Source organism: Pseudocitrobacter sp. 2023LY-00077 (assembly GCF_055796175.1).
In genome coordinates this window covers 28,929-48,063 of the sequence record NZ_JBSPEI010000002.1, presented here as the reverse complement: position 1 = coordinate 48,063, position 19,135 = coordinate 28,929, and the positions used below count along the sequence as shown (strand labels likewise).

The 19,135-nt window shown below is 56.2% G+C and carries 5 protein-coding genes and 1 other RNA gene; 1 reads left to right on the top strand and 5 read right to left on the bottom strand.

Annotated elements, in window-relative coordinates:
- The first annotated feature begins 169 nt into the window (after positions 1-169).
- Positions 170-760, top strand: coding sequence for a GNAT family N-acetyltransferase (locus ACWWFX_RS02625; RefSeq protein ID WP_473223153.1), 591 nt, complete (start codon positions 170-172; stop codon positions 758-760).
- Positions 761-872: 112 nt separating this feature from the next.
- Here the strand turns inward: ACWWFX_RS02625 and ssrA are convergent.
- The 5 genes from ssrA to ACWWFX_RS02600 form a co-directional block, all read right to left on the bottom strand.
- Positions 873-1,236: a transfer-messenger RNA gene (ssrA, locus tag ACWWFX_RS02620) on the bottom strand.
- 117 nt (positions 1,237-1,353) lie between these two features.
- Positions 1,354-2,517 (bottom strand): beta-barrel domain-containing protein, encoded by a 1,164-nt coding sequence (locus ACWWFX_RS02615; RefSeq protein WP_473223297.1) that lies wholly within the window; start codon positions 2,515-2,517, stop codon positions 1,354-1,356.
- A 7-nt stretch (positions 2,518-2,524) separates the two neighbouring features.
- Positions 2,525-4,708, bottom strand: a complete 2,184-nt coding sequence (locus ACWWFX_RS02610) for a type I secretion system permease/ATPase (RefSeq protein WP_473223152.1) — start codon at positions 4,706-4,708, stop codon at positions 2,525-2,527.
- Complete coding sequence (locus tag ACWWFX_RS02605; RefSeq protein ID WP_473223151.1) at positions 4,705-6,111, bottom strand: TolC family outer membrane protein; 1,407 nt, start codon at positions 6,109-6,111, stop codon at positions 4,705-4,707. Before ACWWFX_RS02605 ends, ACWWFX_RS02610 begins: the two co-directional genes overlap by 4 nt.
- A gap of 77 nt (positions 6,112-6,188) precedes the next feature.
- Positions 6,189-18,470: a BapA/Bap/LapF family large adhesin gene (locus ACWWFX_RS02600; RefSeq protein WP_473223150.1), complete on the bottom strand. Its 12,282-nt coding sequence runs from the start codon at positions 18,468-18,470 to the stop codon at positions 6,189-6,191.
- Positions 18,471-19,135 lie beyond the last annotated feature (665 nt).

Here is a 19,135-nt window from a genome sequence, read left to right as displayed (position 1 = left end):
AATAAGTATTAGATCTGATCTGACAGTTACCTGACATGCTCCCTGTTGCTAAACACGCCACGATTTAAGTAATGCTTTTATCAAATTACGAACTTCCGCTCCTCGCTCAAAGCAGCCCTATCATCTTCCCAACAGCTCGCCCCCAATTAGCAACAGACTTCGCAAACATATGCTACCTTATAGCCGAACCGTTCTCCCCAACCTTCAGCCCAAGAAAATCAGCCCCACAGCCCTTACGGAGAGCCCGAACATAAACGTCACCATCACCCCCGCACACCCTGAGCACTTTGCCACTCTCCGCGCCATCGAGCTGGCCGCCTTTGAAACGCTGCGTCACGCAGGTGCGATGACCGGCCCCGCCAGCGCCAGCAGCATTGAAGAACTTAGTGATTTCAGCCGTAACGGACTACTGCTTGCGGCCTGTACGTCAGACTCGGTTCCCGTCGGATTCATCGCGGGGCAAATCGCTGACGAATGGCTACATATCGCAGAAATGGATGTTCATCCGAATTGGCAGCGCCGCGGGATCGGCAAACAACTCATGCATGCAATTCTCCGTAATGGACAGCAACGCGGCCTGACGGGTGCCACGTTAACCACCGACAAAATGGCAGCATTTAATGCCAGATTTTACGCCACGTTAGGTTTTGAGATTGTGGAGGCAGAAGCGCGGCCGCCGCATTTGGGGGCAATAAGCGAGGATGAAATAGCAAAGGGTTTCGACCCAGCACGCCGGGTAGCGATGAAACTTAACTTTTAGGTTGCTGATTAATAAAGATATCTATAAAAAACCCAACAAAAAAGCCCGCAAGACTTACGCCTTGCGGGCTTTCGACTTCTGCGGTCGACTCTGGAATCGCCGCTAAAGATTTTGGTGGAGCTGGCGGGAGTTGAACCCGCGTCCGAAATTCCTACATCCTCGGCACTACATGCTTAGTCAGTCTTTACATTCGCACGCCAGCTGCGGACAGACACGCCACTAACGAACTAGCCTGATTAGTTTTAACGCTTCAACCCCAGGCAGGGCTTCCACGCGATCTCTTTTGGGTTTGACCTCTCTTTGATCCCCGTCTTAAGAGCGGAAGCTAGGGAGAGAGGGCTCAGAGCAGGTTATTAAGCTGCTAAAGCGTAGTTTTCGTCGTTTGCGACTATTTTTTTGCGGCTTTTTACGAGGCAAACCGCCCCTCGGCATGCACCTTGGGTTTCGCAAATCCCGTCGAATCCAGAATCAGCCCCAATAGTGTTGTAGCAAGTATAACAGAGTTGCTATGCGCTCTGCCACCCCCCTGCATAAATACTCTCTGCCTGCATTTTGGGCAAAAATCCATTGCCAACAGGCAGATAGTCGTTCATTTATCGCTCACGCAGCGCCTCTTTCGCCCGGTTAAACGGTTTGATCAGGTAGTCGACGATGGTTTTTTCGCCGGTTTTGATGTCCACGGTGGCGATCATCCCCGGCACGATGGAGAAATGGTGCCCGACTTTGTTCACCAGATAATCCTGGTGGGTGCGGATGAATACGCGGTAGTAGAAAACTTCCGGCTTGGCTTTGTCCTGGATGGTGTCCGGGGAGATGGTCTCCACTTCGCCTTCCAGCCCGCCGTAGATGGCGTAATCATAGGCGGTGATTTTCACCAGCGCGCGCTGGCCGGGGTGGATAAAGGCGATGTCGCGCGGCGAGAGGCGCGCTTCAATCAACAGGCGGTCATCGACCGGGACAATCTCCATCAGGTCGCCGTTGGGCGGGATGACGCCGTTCAGGGTCGTGACCTGGATGTTTTTTACGATGCCGCGCACCGGCGAGCGGATGGTCAGACGGGTGACGGAGTCTTCGCGGCCTTTGATGATGGCCAGCAGCATATCGACTTCGGCGTTCGCTTTGGAGAGTGCTTCTCGGGCCTGCACATAATACTGCGAGCGCAAATCGGTGAGTTTCAGGCTCAGGTCGCTGCGCTGGCGCTGCAGTCGCAGCACTTCCACGTGGCTTGCCGCGCCGCTTTTTTCCAGCCGCTGGGTGATGGCCAGCTCTTTGTTAACCGAGACCATCGCGTCTTTAATCTCTGCTTCGGAGTCCGCCAGTTGCGCTCGGCGCGAGCGGTAGAGCCGGGTTTCACTGGCGAGCAGATCGGGCCAGGCTTTCAGTGAGTCGGGGAAGACGAGACGCTGGTCGTTTACCTCGGCGTAAAGGCGAACGCTGGAGGCCAACGATGCGCGATAGCGTGCGGAGCTTTCACCCACGTTGGACTCTGAACGTGTCGGGTCCATGCGGGCGACGATTTGCCCGGCCTGCACTTTGTCGCCTTCACGCACGGAAAGCTCTGCCAGAATGCCGCCGTCGAGCGACTGTAAAACCTGCTCGCGCGAGCTGGGCACCACTTTCCCGGTGCCGGTCGAGACTTCATCGAGCGTGCCAAACCATGCCCAGATGCCGAGCAGCACGAATAACACGGTGCTGATAATAATAATGCGGCTGGCCCCGGAGAACTCCCGTTCGCGGCTGATGTCCGGGTCATCCATCACCACATCATGCTGATTGGTTTTCATTTTTCCACTCCCGTCCGGTTGCCGGTGTGCCAATACGGTTGCCGCCCAGCGCCTGCGTTTTTGGTGCATCCATCACCACTTGCCCATCTTTCAGCACCACCACGCGCTCCACCAGTTCGAGCACCGGGACGCGGTGAGTGGCGACAATCAGCGTGCGGTTGCCCAGCCACTGGTTCAGCCGTTGGATGAATTCGCGTTCGGTGTGGTCGTCGAGGGAGGCGGTGGGTTCATCGAGCAGGACGATGTTGGGCGAGCGCAGCAGCATACGCGCCAGCAGAATCGATTGCCGCTGGCCGCCGGACAGGCCTGCGCCGCCTTCCATAATCGGGTGGTCGAGACCTTTCGCCAGCAGACGCACAAAGCCTGCCGCGCCGCACACTTCAAGGGTGGCAAAGATGTCGTCATCGCTGGCGCGCGGCGCGCCAAGCATCAGGTTCTCGCGCAGGGTGCCGAAGAACAGGCGCGCGTTCTGGCTGAGCATGCCGACGTTGCGGCGCAAATCGGCCATATCAATCTGCGCGATGCTCAGGGAGTCGAGCCGCGCTTCGCCGCTAATCAGTTCCACGCCGCCCGCCATTGCCTGAAGCAGGGTTGATTTCCCCGCGCCGTTGCGACCGAGCAGGGCGATGCGTTCGCCCTGTTGAATCTCAAGGCGGCCAATTTTGAGCGGCACGTTCTGGTCGTCGTTGTGATAACGAAACTGTGCGTTTTCAAAAAGATAGTGGCCGTGGAAAATATCGCGATGCACCACGCTGTCGTCGCGCTGGGTTTCAGTGGGTAGCTGCATAATGCTGTCGAGGCCCGATTTGGCGGCTTTCACCTGCTGCCAGCGCGCCAGCACGCCGCACAGGTTCGCCATCGGGGCGATCATGCGTGAAGCCAGCATCGACGCGGCAACCACCGCACCGGTGGTCATTTCGCCCTCGATAACCATCGGCGCGCCGAACAAGATCACCGCGCTATAAACCAGACTTTGCACGGTGATCCCCCAGCTGATCAACCCCTGGGAGATCTGGCGGGTGCGCAGGCCCGACTCGGCGGTAATGCGAATATAGCTGTTCCACTGTTGCAGGAAGCGGTTCTCCGCCTGCATCAGTTTGATATCTTCCAGCCCCTGAACGCTCTCGACCAGCACCGCGTTGCGCAGCGTCGATTCATGCGCGGCCTGGTTGGCGAGCACCGCCAGCTTTTTCTGCAACAGAATACCGGGCAGCACCATCATCACGGCGGCGACAGGCGCGATCCACGCCAGCTGCGGCGAGATGATCGCCAGTACGATCACGAACAGGAAAAAGAAGGGGAGATCGACGATCGTCGAGATCGTCGAGGAGGTGATCATCTCGCGGATCTGTTCCAGCTCGCGCAGCTGCGAAATAAAGCTGCCGGTCGAACGGGGGATCGCGCTGTTGCGCAGGCGCAGCGCGTGGCTGAACACGCGGTCAGAGACGCGCATGTCGGCGCGTTTACCGAGCACGTCCATGATGTGTCCGCGCGCCACGCGCAGCAGAAAGCCGAAAATCACCGACAGCAGCACGCCGAATGCCAGCACGTAAAGCGTCGGGTAAGACTGCGCAGGGATCACCCGGTCATAGACCTGCATCGAGAACACAATGCCGCCGAGCGACAGCACGTTCACCAGAAAGGCGGCGAACATCACCGGGCCGTAGGGACGGATGTCCTGCAAGACCAGCGATTTCAGCCAGTCGGGGCTGAAGCGGGAAATATAGTTGTCGACCCGGCTATCGCGCATCGCGGAAAGCGGACGCAGGGCGGCGAGATAGTCGATTTTGCCGAGCAGTTCGTCCATCGACAGGCGGTTGATGTGCGAGGTGTCATCGACAAAGCGCACCTCGACGGTGCTGTCGCCATCGAAACGTTCGACGATCACCAGCTCGCCGTTATTCAGCGCGGCGACGACCGGAAGACGCCAGCTGTTAAGGGTTTGCGTGTTGGCTTCCAGCAGGCGAAACGACAGCCCGCCCTGACGAGAGAGCTGGGTCAGCGCGGGCAGCAGGCTTTTATCGTGAAACCACGGGGCATTGGCCTGAATGGTGCCCGGCGAGCAGGCGATGCGGTAGTGGTTGGCGATATGGCTTATCGCCAGCGCCCAGCGTTGCAGCGTCTGTTCGGTTAAAAAGGTGTCGGCGGTATCGGCATTGTTCATGGCTGGATCTCCACTGACTGAATGCTGCGATTTTCCAGGCGGAACGCGTTGCGCAGGCGTCCGGTGTTGTAGAGACAATTCAGCTCAAGCTGATGCAGCTGGTTAAGCGTTTGCAGCTCGGAAAAGCGCGCCTGATACACCTCTTGCTCGGCGTTCAGTACGTCCAGCAGCGGGCGCGAGCCCAGCTCCAGATACTGCTGTTGATAGAGTTCGCGGGTGCGCGCACTGTACGCTTGCTGGCGGCGCTGCACTTGCAGAGAGTTCACCAGGCTCATCACCTGACTTTGTGACTCCAGCAGTTTTTGCCGCACTTCCAGACGCACGCGCTGGATGGTCGATTGCGCCGCGCTCAGCGCATAGTTGGCGGCATTGCGTCGGGCGGTCATTGCGCCGCCCTGGTAGATAGGCATTTCCACTTTCACCCATGCCGAATATTGCGTGCGGTCCAGCACTTCATGGCTGGGATATTTGTCGTTCAGATAGTGCTGAACCTGCGGTTCCAGTGAGATGGTCGGCGTCATTTGCGCGTTGGCGTAATCGACATTGGCCTGCGCGACGTTCGACTGCGCCCACGCCGCCAGCACCGACGGCACCAGGCGGTCGTCCGGTTGCGCGATATTGCAGCTTTGCGCCAGTTTGTCGGGGAAGTCGTTGCTGATGCCGTTGAGGGTATTCCAGCCGAGCCAGCTCATCAGTGTGGCCTCGGCGCTGTCGCGCGTCGCCTGATACTGAATCAGCTGCGAGCGCGCGGACTCAATACGCGCGTCCGTTTGCACCGCGTCAGACTGCGATGCCGCGCCTTCATCGCTGCGCTGGCGAATCAGCCCGCCGATGTGGTTCAGCGCGGTGAGCTGCTCTTCGGCGACGTCCACCATTTGTTGCCAGGTCTGCACCTGCACCATGGCGACGGCGGTGCTGTAGCCCACGTTATCAATACTGACCAGCACGTTCGCCTGCTCCTGCGCGACGCCCGCGCTTTCGGCGCGCACCTGGCTTGCCACTTTGCCAAAGTCATAGAGCATCTGGGAAAGCGACACCACCAGCGACGGGCTGAAGCCGTGGTCGACATAGTTATTGGCGTAGCCGTTGTTCATGCCTGCGCTGATCTGCGGATAGTATTTTGATTTAGCGACATCGACCTGCTCATTCTGCGCGAGCAGTTTGCCCACGGCTTCCTGAATGGACGGATGCCAGCTCACCGCGCGATCGACGGCGTTGTTCAGTGTTAAGGTTCCCGGCGCGGCAGGGTCGAGCGGCAGATCCACTTTGCCGGATAACGACGGTAGCTCCTGCTGTTCCTGCAATGTCTGCGAAGAGATAAACCGTGGCGTCTCTTCGGCGTGAAGGGCGGCTGAGCAGAGACAGCTCGCCAGCCCCCATGCGATAGGTGTTAACTTTCCCATTGTCGATCCCTTTTAAAATAGCGCAGGTGTATTTGTTATTACCCCGGGCGTCTTCGCGCCCGGGGTTTTGTTAACTATCAGGTCACAATGTGGTTCTGTTCGATCAGCTCATTCAGCGTAGTTTGCACGTTCTCCAGGGTGATTAAGGTGGCTGAACTGTGGGCGGTACCGGTGCCATCACGGTCAATGGAGATAACCGTGTTATTACCGCTGGTGGTCACGCTCAGGTAGTTACCGAGCGACGATTCCTGACCATTCCAGCCGACCAGCAGGTCGCCGATATCAATTTTATCGCCCTGAGCGAGCGAGAAGTTGTCCCAGCGATCGGCCCCGTTGCCTCCTCTGTTATCGGCATTATTCAGCAGGTCATAAATTAAAGTGTCTCCGTAGGCCGAGCCGTGGATCACATCTGACTGCGACGTACTGGTGAACTGCGGGTTCATGTTGATGGTTAATGTCGCGCTGTCCGAGTGGCCTTTTTGATCGTTCAGGGTGTAGGTGAAGGTCTCCTTGGTGGTGATGTCGCCCGGATGCAGCCCCGCTTTCAGGGTGTAGGTGTACGAACCGTCGATGGCGATGCGCAGTGAGCCGTAGGTTCCCTGAACTGTCGCCGCACCGTTGCTGTCGAGCGTTGGGTTGAGCGTCTGCGTGCTGTTGTTCCCGCTGACCGTCAGCACGGTTTGTGCGGAAGCAATCTGATCGACGGCGCCTGCGGAGTCGTGGCCGTTGTAGATGTTGCCGGTCACCGTGTGCGCGTTGTTGTTGATCAGGAAGTTATCCAGATCGTACGAGGTTGCGTTCACCACGGGGGTAACGCTTACGTTGCCCAGTTGGGTACTGGTCAAATTGGTGGTGATGGCGAGGGTATAGGTACCGGCATCCAGCTCAAACCCGCTGAGGGTCAGCGTTTTAGAACCATTCAGCAGGCCAAACGTGCCGGAAGGCAGCGTAGTTCCGGTATAAACAGTTTGCCCGTTTTCCAGAATCGACCACGCCACACTCAACCCGCCAACCCCGGCTAACCCGGATGCGGAGGTATTAAAGGTTACGGAGATCGCTTTCAGCGCCATGCCCTCTGCCACATCAAAGGTGCCGCTGCCCGTCGCGCTTCTGCTACCTTGCGCGATGGTGGCTGAACCGACGGTCGTGTCCGAGTAGTTTGCCGTTACCTGGTTAGTCGCCAACGCCATTGTACTGCTGGTGTCATTCACCGCATCGACCGGTTTCGCCGTTGGCTGTACGTTGAGCGAGGCTTTGCTGGTGTCGCCGTTGGCCGCCGTGACCGTATAAACAAAGCTGTCCGGCGTTTTGATGCTGTCGGCACCAAGGCCGGATTTCAGGGTGTAGGTGTAATGCCCCTGTGCATCGATGGTTAGCGTACCGTACAGGCCGTTAATGGTCGTGGTGCCATTGGCCGCCACCGCCACGCCGTTCACTTCGGTAACATGACCGTTTGCCGCACCGGCATCGTTATCCAGCACATCGCCCGTGGTGCTGGCGCCCGCGCTTTTCACGCTGTAGGTGTGGTCGGCGTTGACGCTCAGCGTAAAGCCGGTTGCCACGGTCAGGCCGGAAACCGCATTCAGCGTGAACAGATATTTACCATCTGGCAGGGTGATGACCAGATCCTGCGCCGTGGAGCCGCCCAGCAGAGCCGCCTGGAGCCAGCTCGGAACATGGCGATACTGCTCATAATTACCGGTTTCCGCGTTGTAGCGATAGACATACAGGTCAAAGACTGCGCCAACCGCTACGCCGCCGACGCTGGCGCCCAGGGAGAGCGTACGTGTGGTACCCGCATCGACGTTATAGAGAATCGGGTTCTGCATGTTGTTCAGCAGGCCGACGTCAATCACATTCCCCAGATTCAGCCCCACGAGCGTAAAGCCGGTGGTGGAACTCGGGCCGTTGTTGACTGCGGCAACCGAGGTGTCAAATTGCAGGCTGGCGCTGTCATCGGCGGCGGTAACCGAACTGGTCGGTACGGTTGAACCGAGGGTGATAACCAGATTCGCCGAAGAAGATTGCGGGTTCTGACCGGCAGTTGTAATGGTATAGGTAAAGCTTTCCGAGCGACCAATCACACTGGAACTGGTTGATGTCAGCGTATAGGTGTAGCTACCGTCCTGGTTAATATGCAGTGTGCCGTACTTGCCCGCGATATCCGCGCCACCAGTCCCAACAACGGTTGTCGTACCATTGGCGTTGGTGATGGACGTGACGTTTGTCCCCGAAGGCGCAACATCGCTACCGTTCGTCGGATCGGCATCGGTAATAACGTTCCCATTTTCTATTGCACCCGCAGCGACAGTGCCTGCGCTGGTTTTGACAAGAGAAACATCAAGACTTGTGTAAGAGCCAACGGCCAACAGGCTGGTGTTATAGCTCAGTACGCGATACTCGCCGCCCGTGAGGTTGTCGAGATTCAGGCGCACGCCTGAAGCGCCGATAGTTAACAGGTTAGCGAATTGCGGCAGCGAGGTATCGATGACCGTGACCCACGCCTGAAGGTTGGTATCATATTTCTGTACGGCGATCTCAAGGGTGTTTAGCAACGAGAGCACTGCCCCTGTTGCCGCCGCTTCAATGACGGCAACACCGCTACCACCAGCATCGATGGTAAACGTCACTTGCGCAGTATCATCACCCAGCACAGAAGCCACATTGCCCAGCGCACCGACCAGCAGGAAGCCGTAGTCACTATGCTCTTCTGTGGTAACCGTTGCAGATGTTTCCAGCTCAAGGTTCACTACGTTGTCGCTTGCCGCAATGGGCAGCGTTGGTGCGTTAGTTGTCCCCGGCAATGAAACGTTTCCGGCCGCATCGGTGGCAATCACTGTCACCTGCTCACCGCTAACCAGACGCGTCGGTAGCCCGACAGACCAGTTACCCTGGGCGTCTGTCGTTACCGTGACAGGGTTGGCCTGACCTGGTACCGTCACACTGATCGTAATGTTGGCTTCCGTTGTGCCACTAATGGTGTAGCCATCACTGCTGATCGTGGCAGTCGGCGCGTCCGGCGCGATAGTGTCTACCGTAATGTTAATGGCGGTGGATGGGCTACTGGTACCGTTGGTATTTGTGGCGGTGGCGGTAATAACATGCAGACCTTCGGTTAAAACTGTCGTCGGTGTATAGCTCCACGCCCCGGTGTCATCCGCCACAACGGTCGCCAGCAGCACGCCGTTGTTATAGATGTTGACCGTTGAACGTGCCTGAGCAGTACCGCTGATGTCCGGCTGGTTATCGTTTGTGCTCTGGTTGTTTCCAACATTGCCTAAAACAGGACCCACATTATCCACAATCGTGGTAATAACCGGTGAGCCCGGCAAGCCGGTGAATGGGGCGTTGAAATCTGCTGCTATGCCCTGGTTCCCGGCTACGTCGGTTGCTCTGGCTTGTAGCGCTTCTCCGTTAGCCTGACTTGGGGAAAGGTTAGCCGTAAAGTTGCCCAGCCCATCAGCAACACCGGTGCCCAGCACGGTCCCCGTTGAACTGTAAATGGTCACGGTACTACCTGCTTCGGCGCGGCCTGTCACCACGTTGCCCGTGGCGTTGACGGTTAAATCCGTTGGTGCGGCGGGGGGCGTAAGGTCCACGGTCACCGTCGTCACCGTGGAGGACGAACTGGTATTGCCCGCCGCATCCACGGCTTTTGCGGTAAGCGTATGCGTACCTTCAGTGAGCGTCGGTGTATAGGTCCAGTTACCGCCGCCATCCGCCTGTACGCTGCCAATTTCTACGCCATTGTCATAAATACGCACGGTGGCGTTCGCTTCAGCTGTACCGTTCAGCGTTGGGGTGGTGTCATCGGTAGGCTGACCGGCTGCAAGCGTGCCCGTCACAGTTCCTGCGTTATCGGTCACTGTGGTGATAAACGGTGCGTTTGGTGCAGTTGTATCGATAACCACATTCCAGGCGCCTGATGCCGGGCCAGTGTTACCGGCAGGATCGGTTGCTGTCGCCGTCAGATTATGCGAACCGGTAGTGAGATCCTGCGTTGGGGTAAAGCTCCAGGTTCCCCCGCTGCCTACGGTCGTGGTTCCAATCAGTACATTGTTGTCATAGACGTTAATAGTTGCGCCAATTTCTCCCGTCCCGCTGAGCGTTGGACGGGTGTCATCGGTTACCTGGCCGTTCGCAATTGGCCCTTTAATGGTCCCAATATCATCCGCCGCACCAGTGATAATTGGCGCAACGGGCGGGGTAAGATCGACGGTCAGCACGAAACTGCCTGATGGTAAGCTGGTGTTCCCGGCACTGTCCGTTGCCGTTGCGGTAAAGTTATGCGTACCCGCACCAAGTGCGCCCTCGGGCGTGAAGGTCCAGGTATTGTTATCGCCAACAATGGCAGTTCCTATCACAGTGCCATTATCGCGAATGGTGATGGTGGCACCTGCTTCACCTGTACCGCTCAGCGTTGGCGTAGTGTCATCTGTCGTTTGGTTTGACAGCAATGTTCCCTGCACCGTGCCGACGTTGTCACTGGCCTGGATGATCGTCGGTACGCCTGGGGCGGTGGTATCAATAATCAACGTAAACGATGTCGATGTGCTGCCTGTATTACCCGCCCTGTCAGTCGCAATGGCCGTAAACACGTGGCTGCCGGTTCCCAATGCGCTGCCTGGCGTGAAGTTCCAGTTGCCGTTGACATCCGCGGTGGCGGTACCGATTTGCACACCGTTATCAAGAATGCGAATAGAGGCAAAGGCTTCGCTGGTGCCATTTAGCGTAGGGGTCGTATCGTCGGTGGTTTTTCCGTTCGTCAGCGTATCGGTAATGCTGCCGACGTTGTCGCTGGCGTTGACGATGGCTGGCGCATCAGGCGCGACGGTGTCGACGACAAAGTTCAATGCCGGAGATGGCGGGCTAACATTACCCGCGCTATCAGTGGCCGTGACGGTCAGTTGATGTTCGCCTGGTGGCAATGCGGTGCTCGGTGTGAAGTTCCAGCTACCGCCAGCATCTGCCTTAACGGTGCCAATGACAGTACCGTTATCCAGAATTTGCACGGTGGCATTAGGTTCAGCGGTACCGCTCAGGGCCGGACGTGTTTCATTGGTTTGCTGGCCCTCAGTTATCGCACCCGTATTCGGCGGTGTATTATCCGTCGCCGTGATTGCCGATGGCGTGTTAGGAGCCACCGTATCAACCACAATCGTAAATGCCGGTGTTGTTGCACTGACGTTACCAGCCTCATCGGTGGTATTTATGGTGAATGCATGCGATGCATTGCTCAGTGGCGTGGCGGGTGTCCATGTCCAGTTGCCTGTTTCCGGCACGGTAATGGTCGCCACCAGATTACCGTTGTCGTAAATCTTCAGCGTTGAGTTGGCTTCGGCGGTTCCGCTGAGCGTTGGGGTTGCATCGTTGGTCGTCTGATTATTCAGCAGATCGCCAGTGACCGGCCCCTGGTTGTCGTTAACACTGTTGAGTATCGGGCGCGACGGTGCCGTGGTATCGACACTGAATTCAAACGGCTCGCTTGCCGGGCTGGTGTTCCCTGCGCTGTTGGTGGTCGTCAGCGTCAGACTATGGCTTCCTTCGCCCAGAGGTGTGGTCGGAGTAAAGCTCCAGTTACCATCGCTGGTGGTGACGCGACCAATTTCGACATTGTTGTCATAGATAATGACCGTTGAGCCTGGCGAGGTCGTGCCGCTAAGCGTTGGCTGAGTGTCATCGGTTTTACTACCTTCGTCTATTTGCCCAACGAGGGTACCCACGTTGTCTTCCACGCCCGTAAGTGTTGGGGCGGTTGGCGTGGCGTTATCGATGGTTACGGTCCAGGTGTTGGATGCATCCGCTCTGTTACCTGCAGCATCGATAGCCACAACGTTGAAGTTATAGATACCGTTGGCCAGCGGCGTGGTTGGTGTAAATGTCCAGTTACCCTGAGCATTCACCGTCGCAAAGCCGAGTGACGTGGTTCCATTGAAGATTTCCACACGGGCGCTGTCGGCAGCGGTGCCGCGCAGAGTGGGCTGTGTGTCGTCGGTGCCGCCATTATTGATAATGGGCCCGGTGACTACGCCGACATCATCCGTCACGCTGACAATGATGGCGGAGTCAGGGGCAATGGTATCCACAGTAATGGTAATTTCAGTGGATTCAGCGCTGGTTTCGCCGTTGATTTCCGCGATGGCTGAAATGGTGTGTTCGCCTTCGCCTAGTGCTTCTTGTGGGGTGTAGGTCCAGCGGCCATCGACCACTGTGATACCTTCAGAACGCACCCCGTCAATCAATACATAAACGGTAGCGCCATCAGCGGCCGTACCACTGATGACCGGTTGCGTATCATCGGTGCTGTCTCCGTCGTTTAGTGGGCCGGTATTCGGACCCGTTTCGTCCAGAATTTCTATAATCACCGGGACGGCTGGCTCAGTCGGAGGCGCGACGGTGACATCTGCCCCAACGCTGATATTCCCCGCGCGATCCTGCGCATAAACAGACAGTATCGAGTCTGCGGCCTGCACTTCATTAAGCTCAACGGTGAAGTAACCCAGGCCATTGGTGATGCCACGACCCACTTCATCACCGTTGGCATCGCGGATGATAATCGTGCTGTTAGCCTCTGCCTGTCCGGTAACGATGAGACCATCATCAGCCACCGCCAGATTGACCGGTGCAACAGGGGCTTGTGTATCAACGTGCAGGGTTAAGCCATCCGAAAGCGGACCCGCGTTACCAAGGTCGTCCAGCGCCTGGAAGGTCAGTACGTTATCCCCATCGGACAACGGCGAGTTAGTACCGGGGGTAAAACTCCAGCCACCTTCGTCATTGACGTTGGCTCGACCAATTTCTACCCCGTTGGCAAAGATGATGACGGTGCCATTCGCCTCGGCAGTGCCAGAGAACGTGGGGCGAGAGTCATCAGTATAGGAACCGTCTATCAGGTCAGTCGTGATCGAGCCAACATCGTCAACAATGGTAACGATAGCTGGTGCGTCCGGGCCAGTGGTATCCACGGTGAGGGTAAAGGGCTGTGTCGGTTGGCTAGTGTTGCCCGCCGGATCGGTTGCCGTAACGGTCAGGGTATGAGTGCCATCCGTCAGGGCTGGAGAAGGTGTAAAGCTCCAGCCGCCCTGCGGGTTCGCGGTGGTTGTGCCAATCGCTTTACCATCAACCAGTATCGTCACAATACTACCGCCCACGGCTGTGCCGTTCAGCGTTGGCGTGTTGTCGTCAGTGCGGTCGCCGCTTTGCAGCGCGCCCTGATCGTCGCCGACATTATCCTGAACGCTGAAAGCGGGTGGTATCGCAGGCGGTGTGGTATCCACGGTAATGACAAAGTTATCCGATGGCACACTGACGTTACCTGCCGGATCGGTCGCCGTAATGCGAAGCGTATAGGTCTGTTCCCCCAGAGGCGCAGTCGGCGTCAAACTCCATTTTCCATCTTCCCCGACGACGGCGGTACCTAACACGGTGGTGCCGTTATAGAGCGTGATGGTATCGCCTTCGATGCCTGTACCGTTGAAGGTGGGTTGGGTATCGTTGGTTACGCTTCCTGAGGCCAGCGCGCCGGTATATTCCGGCACGTCATCAACGACCGAGCCAATCACCGGTTTGATAGGTGCATCATTATCCACGGTGATGGTGAAGGAAGGCGATTCCGCGCTGACGTTACCCGCAGCATCGGTAGCGGTTACGGTGAAGATATTTTCACCATCATTCAGATCGCTATTCGGTGTGAATGACCATTTACCGTCTACGACGGTTGTTGTACCCAGTACGATTCCATTGCTGTACACCGTGATAGTCGCCCCATTTTCTCCGGTTCCGCTAAGGGTTGGACGGGTATCGTCGGTGACCTGGTTGTTGGTGAGATTGCCTTTGATTGCGCCCACATCATCATTGACGGTAGCGATCAGCGGTGCCTCGGGCGCAAGGGTATCGACGGTAAGCGTGAAGGTAGTTTCAGACCCAATATTGCCGGCGGCGTCCACCGTGACGAAGGTGAAGTCGTGCTTACCTTCATCCAGCGCCGCGTTAGGAGTGAGTGTCCAGTTTCCGTTGGCATCGACGTTGGCTGTGCCAAGCAGCGTATCTCCTTCATAAACGTTAACCTGCGCGTTGGCTTCCGCTTTCCCTGAAAACGTTGGGCGAGTGTCGTCGGTAGTGTCACCATCATTCAGAACCCCGACTTCCGGGCCCACATCATCGCGGACTTCCAGAATGATTGGCTCATCTGGTGTACTGGTATCAACGGTAAACGTGAAGGGTGTAGTGTTGGTTGTCGTGTTTCCTGCTGCATCCGCCGCGCTCAGCGTCAGGCTGTGTGGGCCGTCGCTCAATGGTGCGCTGAGCGTGAGCGACCAGGTACCTGAACTCCCGACAACGACTGTTCCCAGCAATTTACCGCCATCAAACACGGAGAGGGTTGATCCCACTTCGCCTGCACCGTTGATAACCGGCAAATTATCATTGGTGGTTTGCCCGTTGCTCACCGCGCCCGTATTCGGTTCCTGGTCGTCCGTCAGGCTTGTGATCGTTGGCCGGGTTGGGGCGGTAGTATCGACAATAATGGTGAAGGGCGCAGATGTGTCACTGGTGTTGCCAGCCTCATCTTTCGCCGTAATAGTAAAACTATGGCTGCCGCTGCCGAGATTCGAACCCGGCGTAAAGCTCCAGACGCCCTGCGCATCGGCGGTTGTCGTACCAATAATGACGTTATTGTCGTAGAGCGTGATAATAGCGTTGGCTTCTGACGTGCCGTTCAGAGTAGGGCGTGGATCATTAGTGCTTTGTCCGTTCTCTAAATTCCCTGTCAATGCCGGTACATCATCCACGACTGAACCGATCACCGGGAGTTCTGGGGCGGTGATGTCCGGTGCGTTGACGTTGGCGTCGTCGCTTGGGTTACCCGCTTTATCCGTCGCAATCGCGGTCAGCGTTTCGCCATTGGTTTGTGGGGTTGTCAGCGTTACGCTGAAGTTTCCGCTGCTGTCGGTTTCGGCGTTGCCCAGTGGGTTACCATTAGCGTCGGTAATGGTCACTGTGCTGCCCGGTTCGGCCTGACCTGTAACGATTGTACCGTTATCTGACACCTGTAAATTTTCTGGCGCATCGGGGGCGATAAGGTCTGGCGCCTGAACGCCATTAGGCGGGCTTGTGTTACCAGCCTTATCGGTGGCGGTGACTGAAAGCACCTGATTATCATCTTGTACTGGATTGAGAGTAACGGTGAATTGACCCGTGGCGTTAGCAGTAGCGGTTCCCAGAACAGTGCCGTTAGCATCTTTAACGGTTACCGTACTGTTCGCTTCCGCAGTACCTGTTACGCTGCCGCCATCTGGCGATACGGCTAAGCCGCTCGGTGCGGCTGGCGCGGTAAGATCCAGGGTAAAACTTTGCGTTGAGGTTACCGGGCTAACGTTGCCCGCACTGTCGGTTGCGGTCACGCTCAGAGTATAGGTGCCTTCTGCCAGCGGTGTGCCGGGCGTGACACTCCAGTTACCCTGCGCATTGACGGTTGCAGTACCCAATTCTACGCGGCTTCCATTGAGCATGGCCCAAAGCGTCACGGTGCTGCCAGGCTCCGCTTTGCCCGTAATCGTCGGGGTTGCGTCGTTGGTCGCGCCTCCGTTGGCGACCGTTACGTTTGTACCGTCTGAATTATCGATAACCGCCGTAAAGGTTGGTGCCACGGGCGCTTTGGCATCGACGGTAAAAGTGAAGCTAGCGGAGGGCGAGCTGATATTGCCTGCTGCATCGGTGGCGGTAACACGAATGCTATAGCTTCCATCGGTTAGCGGAGTCGATGGTGTGAACGTCCATGCCCCTGACTCATCAACTTTTGCGGTGCCAATGACGTTACTGTTGTTGTACAGGGTGATAGTACTACCTGGTTCGCCTGCGCCGCTAAAGGTTGGCGTGGTATCGTTGGTCGATTTGCCATTCTCGATTGCGCCGACGATACCGGGTTGATTATCAATTACGGCCTGAATCGACGGGGCTTCAGGGGCCGCTGTATCAATATTTAATGTGAAATCAGCCGATGCATCGCTCACCTTGCCTGCGATGTTGGTTGCCGTAGCAGTGAAGCTGTGTGGACCATCATTTAAGGTATTAGCTACCGTAAAACTCCAGTTGCCTTTGCCGTCTGCCTGTACCGTCCCCAGCCTGGTCTGGCCTTCATAAACGGTAATTGTCGCCCAGGCATCGCTGTGACCATTTAGCGTTGGGCGGGTGTCATTGGTTTGCCCATTATTGGCGACATTGCCCGTATCGGGTGCAATGTCGTCCGTGGCGGAAATGATGGTTGGTTGGCTGGAAATATCAAAATTCGGCGCAGTGACGTTCCCTGGGGCGCTGGAATTGTTTGCCGCATCGGTGGCGATGGCCGTTAATTTTTCACCGTGAGTCAACGCAGGGGTGAGCGTAATGGCGAAATTACCATTGCTGTCCGTGACCCCGCTTGCAATGGTGTTGCCCGCGCTATCCTTAATCGTAATTTTGCTACCCGGCTCAGCTTCACCGGTTAACTGCGTACCCGCAGCGTTAATGTTGAGTTCCTCCGGTGTTTCGGGAGGCGTTTTATCTACGGAGAGCACTTTGCTCTCCGGGCTGATATTCCCAGCGCTGTCCGATGCCGTCGCAGTGAGCGGTGCACCGGTAATTTGGGCTGGGTTGAGTGTGATGTTAAACGAGCCGCTGGCGTCCGCCGTGCCTTTGCCGATTTCTTTTCCGCCAGCATCACGAATAATCACTTCACTACCCGGCTCCGCTTTACCGCTCAGATGCGTTCCATCCGCTGAAGGCGTTAAGCCTGAGGGGGCTGTGGGAGGGGTGGTATCCACGGCAAATTTGAAGCCAGGAATCGAATTGTCCGGCGTTTGTGCGCCAGTCGCCACGATTGAATGATTACCCTCTTTAAGCGGCGTTGCTGGCGTATAGCTCCAGTTGCCGTCGCTGCCAACCTGAACGGAGCCTATTTTTACGCCGTTATCGAAAATATTGATGGTGGTTCCGGCCGTACCGCGTCCGCTAAAGGTCGGGCGTGAATCATCGGTGCTCTGCCCGGAAGTGAGCGCCCCGGTGATAGAACCGACGTCATCGACCACGCTGCGCAGCAGGTTAACGGGTTCTTCAATCACATTGGGGGCGGTGATATTCGAAGGCGAACTTTGGTTCCCTGCTGCGTCGGTCGCGGTTACCGAGAGACGTTCGCCATCGGTTTGCGGCGAGGTCAGGGTTATCGTGAAGTTGCCGTTACCATCGGCTTTCCCGGTGCCCAGCACATTGCCTTCGCTGTCGGTGATTTTTACCGTGCTTCCGGCTTCTGCTTTCCCGGTAAGCGTTGTGCCTTCGGCGTTAATATTCAGGTCGCTCGGCGCGCCCGGCGCGGTAGTATCGTGCGCGGTGACGCTGGTGGTGGGGCTGGTATTTCCGGCAGGATCTTTCGCTTCCGCTGTCAGATGTTCGCCGTTGGTCTGCGGTTTGTTCAGGTCAACGGTGAATTTCCCATCGCTGCCGGCGGTGCCGGTGCCAATAACGTTGCCATTGGGGTCGCGGATGGTGACGGTGCTACCGGGCTCGGCATTCCCGGTGACGGTCTTACCATCGTTTGAAACAGCAACGTCGGTTGGCGCATTGGGCGGGGTAGTATCTGGCGCGGTGATTGGCGTAGATGGCCCGGTATTATTCGATGGATCTTTCGCCTCAACGGTCAGGTGTTCACCGTTAGACTGCGGCTTGTCCAGACCCACTGTAAACTTGCCGTCATCGCCGGTTTTTCCGGTACCGATGATGTTGCCGTTGGGATCGCGAATGATAATGGTGCTACCCGGTTCAGCGTCGCCGGTGACCGTTTTGCCGTCAGGGGAAATGGCGAGATTGGTTGGCGCATCGGGCGGCGTGGTATCTGCGGGAGGTTCCGGGTTGCCCGGGTTCGTTTCTCCACCATTGTTGTCATCGTTGTGATGACTTCCGCTACCGTTGCTGTTGGAGGCGGCGATACCAATCCCGGCAGCTGCGGCGGCTCCGCCCAGAATCCACGCCCAGGCAGCTCCGCCGCTTTCGTTGCTGCCCTCTCCGGCAACCAGCAGTTCATCAATGCTGCTGATTTGCTGGAAGTGGAATGCGCCATCCGTGTCCTGTACCCACCAGAGCGCTCCGTTCGCATCTTCCAGTACAAGCTGGCTCTGCCCTAAATCTGAGGTGACGTAAAAGTTTTTCACCGTCACGGTTTCACCGTCTTTCAGGGTGATAACCAAATCCTGATTGGAACGCTGCATCGAGGCAATATCGGCGCGATCGACCTTAATTTTAACAATCGATGGGGCAGTCAATGTCACACTGTCGGTTTCAGCCGTGGTGGCGACGGTAGTCATTTTTGAAATAATCGATACAGAACGCATGGTGTCACTCCATTCGAGGTGAACAGGTTGATCGCAATGGCGATATTCGGTTATTCAGCAGCTCAGGACTTTCACGCCGGCATATTTGTTGTGATATTCAGCTCGCCATAAATTCAGGCAAAAGCGGTAGCGCCCACTATCGAAATAGTGATTAGGAATATTCTTAAAATATTGACTGGCGAATAGTTAAATAATTTCTATCTGAAATTTAATTCCTTGCTCTAAATGGTCTTTTAAACGTTGAAGTACTGTTGTTGATATAGCCAGATATAAGATAAATCGCAAACGAGCGATAAACCGCAAGCTTGCTAACTATCAGTTAAACCAGCATTTTATGAAGGGTTAATAGCGCTTTTATTCGTGTGGTTTTTAGCATGAAAAGCAGATGTACCATTTTTTAACACCATGAATTTGTATGTTTTTATATTTTCTCAGTCGCAGAGTGACTGTTAATGATTTTAGGTAAGTCACCGGAAGCTGGTGCAAAAAAAACGACAAAAAGCGGGTTTTAGGAAATGTCTGAATTCATATTCCAGGACTTTTTCATTATTAATTTGATGAAAATCATGAATAGAAAATATGATATATCCGTGATCGAACGCGTAATTGATGCATGAGTGGAATTATTTTTTATTCACAGGAAGAGGGTTTGACGATAAAAAATA